The organism is Lacticaseibacillus boliensis (assembly GCF_054784775.1).
Map to the genome: position 1 here is coordinate 24,937 of NZ_BAAIHN010000018.1, position 12,869 is coordinate 37,805.

The 12,869-nt window shown below is 57.0% G+C and carries 11 protein-coding genes; 7 read left to right on the forward strand and 4 right to left on the reverse strand.

Annotated features, from left to right (window positions below; genetic code table 11):
- Positions 1–378: 378 nt before the first annotated feature.
- Positions 379–2,271: a M13 family metallopeptidase gene (locus tag ACYVRB_RS08595; RefSeq protein ID WP_461214775.1), complete on the reverse strand. Its 1,893-nt coding sequence runs from the start codon at positions 2,269–2,271 to the stop codon at positions 379–381.
- Between the two features lie 158 nt (positions 2,272–2,429).
- Here ACYVRB_RS08595 and ACYVRB_RS08600 point away from each other — a divergent pair, with 158 nt between their 5' ends.
- Both ACYVRB_RS08600 and ACYVRB_RS08605 read left to right on the forward strand, forming a co-directional pair.
- The gene (locus ACYVRB_RS08600) at positions 2,430–3,443 is read left to right on the forward strand and encodes a lipoate--protein ligase (protein WP_461214777.1); all 1,014 of its coding nucleotides are present in this window, start codon (positions 2,430–2,432) and stop codon (positions 3,441–3,443) included.
- Between the two features lie 178 nt (positions 3,444–3,621).
- Complete coding sequence (locus ACYVRB_RS08605) at positions 3,622–4,347, forward strand: hypothetical protein (protein WP_461214779.1); 726 nt, start codon at positions 3,622–3,624, stop codon at positions 4,345–4,347.
- A 73-nt stretch (positions 4,348–4,420) separates the two neighbouring features.
- Here ACYVRB_RS08605 and ACYVRB_RS08610 read toward each other — a convergent pair whose 3' ends face one another.
- Both ACYVRB_RS08610 and ACYVRB_RS08615 read right to left on the reverse strand, forming a co-directional pair.
- Positions 4,421–4,648, reverse strand: a complete 228-nt coding sequence (locus ACYVRB_RS08610; RefSeq protein WP_461214780.1) for a hypothetical protein — start codon at positions 4,646–4,648, stop codon at positions 4,421–4,423.
- A 62-nt stretch (positions 4,649–4,710) separates the two neighbouring features.
- Positions 4,711–5,643 (reverse strand): NAD(P)-dependent oxidoreductase, encoded by a 933-nt coding sequence (locus ACYVRB_RS08615; RefSeq protein WP_461214782.1) that lies wholly within the window; start codon positions 5,641–5,643, stop codon positions 4,711–4,713.
- Positions 5,644–5,890: 247 nt separating this feature from the next.
- Here ACYVRB_RS08615 and ACYVRB_RS08620 point away from each other — a divergent pair, with 247 nt between their 5' ends.
- From ACYVRB_RS08620 to ACYVRB_RS08635, 4 genes are all read left to right on the forward strand, one after another.
- Positions 5,891–6,505, forward strand: coding sequence for a WxL domain-containing protein (locus ACYVRB_RS08620; protein WP_461214783.1), 615 nt, complete (start codon positions 5,891–5,893; stop codon positions 6,503–6,505).
- Positions 6,506–6,599: 94 nt separating this feature from the next.
- Positions 6,600–7,559, forward strand: coding sequence for a WxL protein host-binding domain-containing protein (locus ACYVRB_RS08625; protein ID WP_461214785.1), 960 nt, complete (start codon positions 6,600–6,602; stop codon positions 7,557–7,559).
- Entirely contained in the window at positions 7,556–9,313 is a 1,758-nt protein-coding gene (locus ACYVRB_RS08630; RefSeq protein ID WP_461214787.1) for an LPXTG cell wall anchor domain-containing protein, read from the forward strand. Before ACYVRB_RS08625 ends, ACYVRB_RS08630 begins: the two co-directional genes overlap by 4 nt.
- 134 nt (positions 9,314–9,447) lie before the next feature.
- On the forward strand, positions 9,448–9,783 hold the full coding sequence (locus ACYVRB_RS08635; RefSeq protein ID WP_461214789.1) for a DUF1648 domain-containing protein: 336 nt from the start codon (positions 9,448–9,450) through the stop codon (positions 9,781–9,783).
- A 141-nt stretch (positions 9,784–9,924) separates the two neighbouring features.
- On the opposite strand, the gene ACYVRB_RS08640 is transcribed toward ACYVRB_RS08635, so the two are convergent.
- Positions 9,925–11,085 (reverse strand): MalY/PatB family protein, encoded by a 1,161-nt coding sequence (locus tag ACYVRB_RS08640; protein ID WP_461214791.1) that lies wholly within the window; start codon positions 11,083–11,085, stop codon positions 9,925–9,927.
- A gap of 313 nt (positions 11,086–11,398) precedes the next feature.
- Between ACYVRB_RS08640 and aldA the strand changes: the two genes are divergently transcribed.
- Positions 11,399–12,868 carry an aldehyde dehydrogenase gene (aldA, locus tag ACYVRB_RS08645; protein ID WP_461214793.1) on the forward strand — a complete coding sequence of 490 codons (1,470 nt, stop codon included), beginning with the start codon at positions 11,399–11,401 and terminating at the stop codon, positions 12,866–12,868.
- Position 12,869: the final 1 nt, after the last annotated feature.

The following is a 12,869-nucleotide window of genomic DNA, read 5'->3' on the forward strand; positions in this document are numbered from 1 at the left end:
AGGCTCACAATAATTACTGTGTATTGCCACATGAAATCCGAACCCCAGAATTCCGATTGCTGAGAAACTTTATCTATGATTACACCAAACTATCCAGATACGCAGGACCCAGGGTGCGGGCGAAAGTGACGGAAGCAGGTCAATCTGACGTGGTGAGATGGCTGTTGGCGACTTGTCGCCTACAGCCAAGCGCAGGTGGAGATCCACTTCGTCGCAGACGAAGTTAGCTCCGCCGAGCACCCTCTCCACGACAGATTGAACCTGCTGGAGTCACTTTCGCCCGCACCCGACCCCGAACCAGAACCCCACCCCATAATCACGACCACGCCAAAAAGGACAAACCACGCGGGTTTGTCCTCTTTTTGTGTTGCGGTTAAATTACCAGATCGTGATGCGTTTGTCTGGAGCGAGATACATCGCGTCGCCGGGTTGAACGTCGAACGTGGTGTACCACTCATCGAGGTTTTGAACCTGGACGTTGGCGCGGAGCTTGGCTGGCGCGTGGACATCGATGGACAGCAATAGCTGCATGTATTCCTTGCGTGCCTTCATCCGCCAGATCTGGGCCCAGTTGATGAAGAAGGCGTGCAGATCGCAATCGTCAAGGCCTTTGGCCGTGGCCAGCGCCGCGGCCAGGCCGCCGGCGTCGGCGATGTTTTCGGACACGACCAGCTTGCCGTTGACCTTGCCGGCTTCGGTCTCTAAGCCGTCGAACTGGTCGATCATTGCCTGCGTCAAGGTCTTGAAGTGGTCGTAGTCGGCCTTTTGCCACCAGTCGGCCAGGTTCCCGAATTCATCGAACTGCGCGCCGTTGTTGTCGAAGCCGTGCGAGACTTCGTGGGCGATCACGGCGCCGATGCCGCCGAGGTTTTCGCTGTCGCTTTGTGACAACGCGTAAAACGGGGCCTGCAAAATGGCGGCCGGGAACGTGATATCGTTGCGCGACGGGTCGTAGCACGCGTTGACCAAGTGACCCGGCATCGCCCATTCGGTGCGATCGACGGGTTCGCTCAACTGCGCCAGGCGATAGGCGTGGCGGGTCTTGGCAATGGCGAGCACAGCCGTCAACAGGTCAGCGTCTGCGGGCACGTGCAACAGGTCGTACACCTTATTGGCGCGGTCCGGGTAGCCCATCTTGAGCACCATGGTGTTGAGCTTGACGATCGCCTTGTCTTTGGTCGGCTGCGACAGCCAGCTGGAGTTGGCCAGGCGCTTTTTGTACGTTGTAATCATTTTTTCGACCAGGTTGGTGACGTCGGCCTTGGCCGCTTCGCCAAAATACGTGCGTCCGTAGTAGATCCCGATCGGCTCGGAGAACATCTGGTTGGCCAGGCGATAGGCGTGCTTGGCGTGGCTAGGTGCGGCCGGCAAGCCGGACAGCGCGCGGTTGAAGGTGCCGCCGAGCACGCGCAGGTCGTCGGACAGGTAGCTGGTGTTGGACAACAGCTCCGTGACGTACGCCCAGTGCAGGTACTTGGTGAAGCTGTCGGCGTTGAACAGGTCCGTGAACTCATCTAAGAACCGCGGATCGGCGACGATGACCTGATCGGGATGGACTGGCAACACCGCGTCGGCGTATTGGGTGAAGTTGAAGGCACCAAACTTTTTGGCGACTTCTGCAAACGGCTTCGGGTTATAGGCTTTAGGATAGTCCGCCCATTCTTCTGAACTCTTGACGCGCGTGGCGATATCCGCGTCAAAGGCGATGGTGTCGGCCAAAAAGTCGGCTTGTTGGGCCGGCGTCAGGTCAGTTTGGGCCAAGACCTTCTTGGCCATGTCTTCCCACAACGCGATCAGCTGCTTACCTTGGGCGTTGTCGTCGCCATAATACGTGGTGTCCGGCAAGATCGTGCCCGGGCCTGAGATCGTGAAGGCGTTGTGCGCCGTGTCTTTCATGTCGGGCTCGACACTGGCGCTGAATGGCAGCGGGAAAAGGTCCCCGTCAAGCGTTGCGGACTGCTTGTTGAAGTCGGCGAGGTCGCTGACGGCCTGCAATTCCTGCAAACGGTCGAGCACCGGGGTGATGCCGGCTGCGTCGCGGGCGTTGAAGTCGCCGGCGAGCTGATACAGCCGGACTGCTTCTTGGAAATAGCTGTCCGGTGCCTTTTTGGTGCCGCTGGCGACCGCGTCAAAGTCTGCCATCAGCTTTTTTTCGACGTCGTCTGCCAGGTCCGCAAACCCTCCTGTGGTTGGCTTGTCGTCTGGAATGACGGCCGTCTTCGCCCACTCACCATTCACGGCTTCGTACAGATCATCTTGGTATCTTGTCATTGCACCATTGCCCCTTTCGGCTTGTATATGACAGCAATTATAGCGCAGTGACTTGGTCTTTGCACTTGTGAAAACATTACTTTGTACGCAAGGGTTTTCAAAAGCGGGCACAACGCTTACAATAAGACAGTAAAGTCAAAGATAGGAGTGAACAATCAATGTATTACGTTATCATGCCTAAACACGATATCCGTGAAAACCTTGCCACGGAGCAATATTTGATGAACAACAAGCAGTTCGATGAACCCCTGCTGCTTTTCTATTATGAAAAGCCCAGCGTGATCATCGGCCGCAATCAAAACGCCCAAGAAGAACTCAACCTCGATTACATCCAGCAACACGACGTCACCGTCACCCGTCGGACTTCCGGCGGCGGCGCGGTGTACCACGACCTGGGCAACCTGTGCTTCTCGTTTGTGGTGGATTCTGATTCCGAAGAATTCGGGGACTTCAAGTCCTTCACCCAACCGATTGTCGACGCCTTGCACAGCATGGGCGCCACTACTGCAGAGGTCTCCGGCCGCAACGACATTCTGGTCGACGGCCGCAAGTTCTCGGGCTCTGCCATGTATTCCCGTAACGGCAAGACTTTCTGCCACGGCACGCTGATGCTCGATGTCGACATGTCTGAAGTGCCTAAGGTTTTGAACGTACCGGCCGACAAGATCGCCTCCAAAGGCATCCAAAGCGTCCGCAGCCGGGTCACCAACCTGCGCCCATATCTGGATCCTAAGTTCCAGTCGCTGACGGTGCCGGAATTCCGCGACATCTTGTTGATGCGGCTGTTCGGGGTCGATACCGTTGACACCATCAAAGACCGCGAATACCATATCACCTCAGAAGACCAGGTCGCCATCGACAAGATCAACGCCGACGTCTTCTCCAACTGGGACTGGAACTTTGGCAAGTCCCCGGCCTACACAACCAAGCGCCGCAAGCATTTTGACATGGGCACCATCGACGCGCGGCTGACCACCGACGCCGGCAAGCTCACCAGCGTGAAGTTCTACGGCGACTTCTTCGGGCCAAAAGACGTCCAGGATATCGCGGCGGCCTTGACCGGGATCGTGTTCGATCGGCAACACATCGAAGCGGCCTTGGCAGACTTCGATCTCAATCAATACTTCACCGGCATTCCGCAAGAAGACATCATCGACTTGTTGGTCAGCTGATTCGAATTTGCTGAAACTATAATAGGGACAAACGCAACGACTGGGCAGTGCTCAGCCGTTTTTTTGTGGCCAAAATTGGCACGCGCACAACTTGTTTCCACACCCTTCCACAACTATACTTATGATCATCTAGAGTAATCATTATTTTGGATAAACATATTTCTTTTGGAGGAGAAACATGATGATCAAAAAAGGCCTTACCTGGCTGACGGTGGCAGTCGCCGCCATCACCCTGGCCGCGTGCGGGAACAACGCCAGCAGCGCCAAAGACAGCAGTAGCAAGGCGACGACCAGCGCCAAGCAGACGTCGAAAAAGGACACCGCCAAGCGCAAAGCAAATTCCAAATCAGTCGCCAGCGCTAAGGCGATCGCAAGTTCCAAAGCCGCGGCCAGTTCTCAAGCCGCAGCTAGCGCCAAGGCGCTAGCCAACTCAAAAGCTGCAGCCAGTTCCAGCGCCGCAATGGCCAGTGCCAAGACCGCGGCAAGCGCCAGTGCTACGGCCGCCAGTGCCGCGGCATCGAGTCGCGCGGCGGCGGTCAAGCCGGTGACGACTACGGATGCCATTGCCATCTACAACGCCCATGCCAACGACTTCAGAGGCGGGCAAATGGATCACGCAAACGCCAAGGAGCAACAAGAAGCCGATGGTGACGCCAACTCTGTGGTCATTTATATGCCTGGCCCGCTTGACGGCAACGGCGAGCGTCCAGTCGATCTGTACGGTGGTCCCGTCCAAAAAGGCAATAATCTTGAGATCGACCTTTTCGCAACGTCAGGCGGCGCCCGCCTCAATCTGACCCTCACCCCATTGCCAAATAATCAAGTCCGCGTGCAGTCCGTAACCGGCGGCAGCTACCAGCCAACATCGCAATGGGAACGCAAGACATTCACCTACACGCGCTAACCGCGCCAAAAAAGGTCGTGAACTTCCGGAAATTCCGGGGCTCACGGCCTTTTGTTATCTGGTTTGCGTTAAGTTACGCCCAAGCGATCTGGACGATGGCGTATTCTGGCACGCGCTTGGCGCCTTTGGTGGTGGTAATCGTGACGGTGCTCCGTTCTTGGTATGGTTTAACCTGGCCCGGCGTGATGGCGTCGATGACCCCGTGCAGTCTTTGGTGATCGAACGTCTTCACTTTAACGGGACGCTTGGTTAATAAGGCATCTTCTAGCAGGCTGATGATCTCCGTGGTGCGTTGACTCATGGCATTTCCTCCCTTTTTGATGCAACCGATTACATGAATAGTATACCATGATTTGGCCGCTGTCAGTACCCGGCGGCCAAATCCACGCGATGAATTGCCGGCTTGCCTGTCGCGGCATAGGCCTGCAGGTTCTGGGCAAAAATCTCCCCGACCTGCTCGCGCAAGTGCTCGGTTTGTCCGGCCACATGTGGCGTGATCAAGGCGTTGGGCAATTGCCACAGCGGACTGTTTTCTGGTAGCGGCTCTTGGGCAAACACGTCGAGCACCGCCCCACGCAACGTGGTCGTCAGCGCCGTAATCAGCGCGTCTTGATCGACCGTCGCCCCGCGGCCGATGTTGATGAACAAGGGCTTGGCGGTCAGCTTCGCAAAAAAGTCCGCGTCGAAATACGCCTGGGTAGCAGCCGTCAGCGGCATCGCGTTGACGATGATATCGGCGCCGGCGATCGCGGCTTGACCTGCGGCGGCCGTCGCCACCTGATCAAACGCGGGATCGGGGTTGCCATGGCGGCTGATGCCCAACACGTTGACGCCAAACTGCCGCAGGTGCGTGGCAATGCGCGAACCGATGTGGCCGGTGCCAAAGATCACGGCGTGGCGATCTCTTAGCGTGCCCATCTGGTGGAACCGTTCGCGGGTGTCCCAGGTCGTGGCAACCGGAAACAAGCCGCGATAAAAACTCAAGACCCCGCCGATAACATATTCCGCGATCGGCTCGGCGTGGATCCCAGAGGTGTTCGCCAACTCGATGCCTTGGTCGACGAATGCTTGCAGCGGCAGATAATCGACACCGGCCGACATCGCCTGCACGAAGCCTACCTTGTTTGGACGGGCAATGATCGCCGCTGCGTCGCGGTTCCAGCCCAGGATGACATCGATCGTCGGCGCCATCTCCGGACGGTAGTCATCGCGTGAAACAAATTCAAAACTGGGATCGGCCGCCAACAGCTGGCGGCGCTGTGCCTTGGGTAAGGCGTATAACGTTAAAATACGCATTTTTGCCTCCTAAATCATCAATAAATTTTGCCTCTATCATACTGATTTTACGCGGCAAACGCCAGCAAGACGGCAAGCAAGGAACCTAATGACAGCAACTGCTTTTATAACTCAATTTATTATCTATTATTAGATAATCGTGCTTATATATTGTTTTTTGCGTTTTATATTGAATATACAAAAGGTATTTGATAAGCTTTGGCAGTATTAAGATATATTAATACATACTTATAGGAGGCTATCAACTATGAAACAACTCATTCTCTTCAGCGGGGTCCTCGCAGGCCTTGCCATTGCAACTACCCCAGTCGCCGCTGCAACCACAGACCAGGTGACTCCGGACCAAACGAACACAGCTTCAAAAACTCAAGCCCAGGTTCAGATTGTCGACGACGACAGCGCTGGTGAACTGACCATCCGTTCTGCACCGAATTTTAATTTTGGGAAAGTGAAGGCGCTTGAAATTTACAATGGCTTTCATAAAGACTCGGCCACAATCACCGACTCGCTGAAGGTTGTCGATGGACGTAGCCAAGACATCAAAGAAGGCTGGCACCTCAGCACGAAACTTAGCGCCTTCAGCAGCAATGACAAAGATCAACTCAACGCTGCCACGCTGACCTTGGGTTCCACCACCGATGCACCGGCTGGCATGATCTTGAACGGCCAGCTCGAAACCGGCAAGGACACGACCGTGATGTCGCATGACACCGGCCGTGGGACGCTGGAGCTGCCGGCAACCGCGATCACCGCAAAACTCCAACAATCTGCCACTCCCAACGCCGCGGTCGTCAAAAATGCCGCATACACAGCAGACCTGTTCTGGACGTTAACGCCTGGGATTCAAACCAAAGCCCTTTAATGTCACCCAACGCGTCGGTGCAGTGCGACCCAGTTTCAGGGTCAGCTGCACCGATTTTAGGTTATGGCACACTTGCTTGTAAAGGAGGCGCACTTTGTCACGATTCTTGTTGTTGCTCGGCTTGGTCGCCGGCTTCTTACTGCCAGCGACCCCGGTCAACGCCGCCGGTGCCGAATTTTCGGTGGCGGCCAATCAGCCGAGCGGCTATTTTCAATTCACCCTCGCCCCAGGTGCAACCAAAGCCTTACCCATCACCATTAACAACACCGCCGCCAAAGCTCGCAACTTCACGGTGCAAATGGTGCCGGCGAGCACAGACAGCAACGGTCAGCTATTGTACACCGCCAAAGCTAACTTGACCAAGGCCGGCAAACCGACGCTCACTGCCTGGACGAGCAAGTCCATGCACGTCACCGTGGCAGCGCATGGCACCAAACAAGTGGCACTGACGTTGGCGGTGCCACCTGCCGCGAAATCTGGTGAAAAGCTGGGGGCCATTAACGTCACCGATCAGCCTGAGTTTGCGGCCAAGCGCCAAAGTAGCATCCAAAACCGCTTCACCTTGGCCACTCCGGTACATCTCACCGTCACCAAAGCATTAGCGACGCGTCCTTATCTGACACTTGATCACGCCAAGCTAGAAGCAGCCAAAGCAACTATCTCCGCTAACCTCGCCAGCCACACCGCCCGGCTTTTTGGGAAGATCAGCATGCACACGACGCTGGAAAACGCCGCCGGAAAGACTGTCTTGGCCGCCAAATTACAAGACGCGCAGATGGCACCGGGGGCGATCATGCCGCTACGCCTGCCTGTGGGCACGCACAAGCTTCATCCTGGGACCTATACTTTGCGTGTGCGCCTGAACTCTGGCACGCAACATTATGACTTGCACCAGCCACTAACTATCACCGGCACGCAAGCCCGCGCCGTCCCAGGCACCAGGCCGACGGTGCAAGCGGTCTTGCCGTGGTGGGTATATGCCTTGATCGCTGCGGTGATCGCCTTGGCGGCCGCCGTAATCGTCTTATTGTTCAAAAGGAGGAAGCAATCATGACCGGTAATGTTTCGCACGCAACTTTGCAAGTGGTCGGCAGCGTCGGTCCGGTCGCCCCGGGCAACCTGCTTCCGACCACCCAAGCACAACTGCCGCAAACCGCTGATCACCTGGATCTTTGGCTCGGCATCTTAGGGGTGCTGGTATTGCTGGCGGTGTTCGTGTTGGCCAAACGCCGGTTGCGACGCTGGCTGGCCGTCTTACTGATAATTGGCGGCATGTGGGAACTGACAGCAACGGCCGCGCACGCCGCGGTTTTGCCACCAACGCCAGACCCTGCCAAGATCGACTGGAATGAACCCCCTGCCACGCCGACGCCGGCCGCATCCTTGACCCAAAGCGGCTTTAGCGACCAGACCCTGCAAGACAAGACAGTGACGGCCAGCGTCGGCCAACCTATCACGTTGGATGCCCACTATCACCGCAGCATTTTGACAGACCTAGGAAAGCCGCTGACGTTTTGGCTGCGGATCTGGCGCCTGACGCCAACGGCACAAGGACGCTTTCAGGCCACCAAAGTCGCTCAGCAGACCCAAGCCAAAACCATGGGGCCGTTCGAATACGACGCCTTGTTGCCTTTTGCTTACACGCCACAAAAACCGGCAGTGCACGCCATTCAATACACCACGACTGGCAACACGAACGCCCCTACTGCCTCCAAACTGGCATGGATCCGCGCAGAACAAGCTGCCACCGGCCTGACCATCACCGCGCCTAACGTGGTGTTTGGCACCAAGGAAGGTAGCCTACCGTTCACGGCGTCAGCGACCACCACACCGACAGACGCTACCGATTTGATTGCCTGGCAACCTAGCGATAATCTCACGGCCCCACAGCTCAGCGGCAACCCGTTGACCTTCACTGCCAAAGCCAGCGATGCGATCAACTGGGATCCTAACCGCGACGGCCTGCCGGCGACCTTGGCGGCCACCGCAGGCCAAGCCCACGCAACACAATCGCTTACTGTCGGTGGTCTGGCGGCCATCGATGTCAACGGCGACGTCGTCAGCCAAACCGGCCTGTGTTACACCGCCCATGGTCTGACGGAACTCAGCAAGCAATTGCCGGCGACACACTGGCATTACCGGTGGACACTGATCAGCACCAAGGCCAACAGTCAAGGCCAGTTAGTCCCTAACTATGACGATATTCAAGCCCTCGACGCATTTGGTGATGTCAAAGGCGCCACCGGTGACACTGACAACTTGGCAGACGAAGCCGTCGCCTTCCAGGCGCCACGTAACAGTAGTCTGTTTCAACAGCTGAGCCAAAATACCGCCGCCAAACGCCCTCGGCTGTTGCAGCTCACCGTTTCCGGAGCGCCCAACGGCAAACCGGTCACCCTTGTGTCTAATCTCGCCGGCTTCTCTGTTTCCAAGCCTCATGGCGAACTCAGTTTGACCAGTGTACCGGCAAACTTGAACTGGCAACTGAAGCCTCTGGACGTGTATGACCGGGTGGCCAAGCCATTAACGTCGACACCACTAAAAGTCAGCGACACCCGAACTGAGCCGGGCTGGGCGCTATCGGCCACCCTGGACTCAAAGGCGTTTCCGTTCTCGCTGCAGATCGGCCAACGCGGACCGGTACTATCGACGACGCAACCCACGGCGACGATTGCCTCAGGCGCAACTGCGGCATACAGCCAGACGCCGCAGTTCACGTTGACGCCGACCGGAGACGCCGATCAGCAAAACTATCAGGCAACGATCAATTGGACTCTGGCGTCGACCGTAGCGGCTAAAGGATTATGACGCAAAAACCCGCAGACACCTGATGTTTGCGGGTTTTGTCATACTGAAAAATTCAGTTGCATTCTGCGCACCACGCGCCTATGATTTGGTCGAGATTTCAATCACACAAAGTCATCGTGATGGAGGTGGCGAGCATGAAAAAATATCGCATCTGGTTGTGGGGTATCGTCTGTGTTTTTGTGGTGGTGACGATCGGCTTGATCGTGTTGGCGCCAAGCCAAGTGGCGATGCATTTTGGTAGCGGCGGCCACGTGGATAGCTGGGGCGGGCGCTTCGGGTTGCTGTTGCAACCGCTCCTGCTGGCACTGATCGCCGCGGTGCTCGACCGCCGCGCCAAGCGCCTCCGCAATCGCCAAGGCATCACGGCCATCCCTGTTATCACCGTCGACGAATGGTGGAACCTCGGGCTCGCCGGCATCAGCGCGATCGTGTTCTTCCTATTACAGTTGTCTCAGATCGGCTGGCTGTGACAAAAACAAGGGCATGTGGCAACTGTCACACGCCCGTTTTTGTTATACAAATTGTTCGAACCCGAGAAGTCCCATCAATACCAGCTCAGCGATTAGCGGCGGCCACTGACTGTAGCGTAATGCTTTTATGGCATTCTCCCCTCAGGCGTTAGCGCCCACGATCCGATTCAACCGTTCGATCGCCAAGTCGATATTCTTGCGTTGCGTCCCGAAGTTCAGCCGGAAGTAGCCGCGGCCGTTTTCGCCGAACTGCGAGCCCTTCTGGATGCCGATGCCGTTAGCAACAGCGGCCTGGAAGAACGCGTCTTCGCTGAAGCCGTCTGGGATCTTGATGAAGGCCAGGTATGTCCCTTCTGAGGCCATCACGTCATAGGCCGGATCCAGACCCGCGCACAAGGCCTGATAGTTTTTGTATAAGTAGGCGTTCAGCGCGTCGACGTAATCGCCGCATTGCGAATAGGCCGCAATCAAAGCGGTGATCGCCAAGGTGTTGATCTCCGCGTAGTTGCCGCGCTGTTCCAGCTGCTTGAAGGCGGCGGTCGTCTTCGGGTTGCAGCTGATCAGATAGCTGCACTTGAGCCCGGCGATGTTGAACGTCTTGGTCGGCGCCGCCAACGTGTAGATGTGGCGCCGGTACTCCGGGCACGCGGCGAGCATGGCGGTGAAGTGCTGGCCTGGAAAAATGATATCGCCATGGATCTCATCGCTGATGATCGGGACATTGTATTTGGCCATCAAGGCGCCGATGTGGACGAGCGTGTCGTGATCCCACACGCGCCCGCCTGGGTTGTGCGGGTTACACAGCAACATCAGCTTCGGGCGGTTAGTTTTCACGAACGCTTCGAGGTGGTCGAAGTCGATGTGCAACCCAGCATGGTCCTTGGCCAACGGGAACATCAACGGCTTGCGCTGAAGCTGGCTGACGGTGTTGAAGAACGGGAAGTACACCGGATCAAACATCAACACCGAATCGTTTTTGGCCGTCAGCGCCTGGATCAACAGGTCGACGCTGGTCATCACCGAAGCCGCCGGCGTGATGTTGTCTGCCGCGATCGTCACGCCATGGCGCGTCTTGTACCAGTTGCTGATCGCCGTGTTGAATTCATCGGGAATGAACGTGTAGCCCAACGGCGCCTGCTTCACCCGCGCGATCAACGCGTCTTGCACCGGCTCTGGCGCGTCGAAATCCGTATCAGCCACCCACATCGGCAACACGTCGGGATCGCCAAACACTTCTTGGCGCTGGTCCCACTTCACCGCGTATGTGCCGATACGGTTCTTCGCTCGATCAAAATCTATCATGAATAAACCTCCTTAATTACCTAGCTTGCCACGACCATTATACCGTAACTTCATCACAGATTTTACCCGGTTCAACTGTTCTGTGAGCGCTATCACTTGGCGAAAAACTTTTTCAAAACATTTCTGCATCACAAAATGTGGAATCCCTCCACGTCGTCACCGCCGCAAGAAATCCTCGGCGCGTCTGTCTTGTGAAAAGAATACGCACAAGCCTAACGTTTGCAAACAAAAAGTAACCGCTGTATACTGAGTGAAATCAATGAGTAAGCGTTTTCTTTTGGTGCATGTGAATTTTAAGGAGGTAACTTTTCCGATGGCAGACACAACGACCGCACTCAAACATTATCAGATGTATCTCGCCGGCAAGTTCGTCGATTCCGCTTCCGGTGACACCGAAACCGTGATCAACCCGGCGACGGAAGAACCGCTGGGCACCTTCCCGCTGGCGACTGTCGCCGAAGCCGACGCAGCGGTTGAAGCGGCAGTTGAAGCCCAGAAATCCTGGCGCGAACTGCCGGCCCCGACGCGCGGCAAATACCTCGCGGAACTGGCCCGCGAGCTGCGCGCCCACGCCGACACCTTCATCGACCTGCTGATCCGCGAGCAAGGCAAGATCCACGGCCTGGCAGAAACCGAAGTCACTTTTTCCGCGGATTACCTCGATTACATGGCCGCAGCCGGGCGCATGTATGAAGGCGAAGTCGTCCAATCCGACAACCCTGCGGAAAATATCATGATCGCCAAGCAGCCGATCGGCGTTGCGGTCGGCATCCTCGCGTGGAACTTCCCGCTGTTTTTGATCGTGCGCAAGCTCGCGCCGGCTTTGGTCACCGGCAACGCCATCGTGTTGAAGCCAAGCTCTGAGACGCCGATGATCGCCTTGGAATTCGCGAAGCTGGTCGATGCAGTCGGCATCCCCGCCGGCGTCGTCAGCGTGATCCCTGGCAGTGGCAGCTCGATCGGCTCCGCCTTGTCCGCCAACCCGGCTGTGGGCATCATCAGCCTCACCGGCTCGGTGAACTCCGGCAAGAAGGTCATGGCCACCGCCGCCAACCACGTGGCCAAGGTCTCCCTGGAACTCGGCGGCAAGGCGCCGGCAATCGTCGCCAAAGACGCAGACCTCGACATGGCGGTGCAGGCCATTGTCGATTCGCGGATCGACAACAACGGCCAGGTCTGCAACAACGCCGAGCGCGTCTACGTCCAAGAAGACGTCGCCGATGAATTCGTGGCGAAGCTGACCGAGAAACTCGCCGCGGTCAAAGTGGGAGATCCGAGCGACCCGAGTGCTGAGATGGGGCCGCTGATCAATCGTGCGGCACTGGAAAAAGTCGACGGCATGGTGCAGCGCGCCGTGGCCCAAGGCGGCGTTGTCACCACCGGCGGCCATCCGGTCGACACCCCGCACGGCTTTTTCTATCAGCCGACGGTCATCACCCACGTCCAACAAGACTGGGAGATCGTCCAAAACGAGATCTTCGGCCCGGTGTTGCCGATCGTCACTTACAAGACGCTCAAAGAAGCGGTGGCGATGGCCAACGACACCCGCTATGGCTTGACCAGCTCGATCTACACCCGCGACCTGGAAGCCGCGGCCTATGCCGCCAACACCATCGAAGCCGGTGAGACCTATATCAATCGCTTCAACTTCGAAGCGATCCAAGGCTTCCATGCCGGCTGGAAGGAATCCGGCGTCGGCGGCGCAGACGGCCGCCACGGCATCGAAGAATTCCTCAACACCCACGCGGTTTATCTGCAACGGCATCCGGAAACGTTAGACTAAA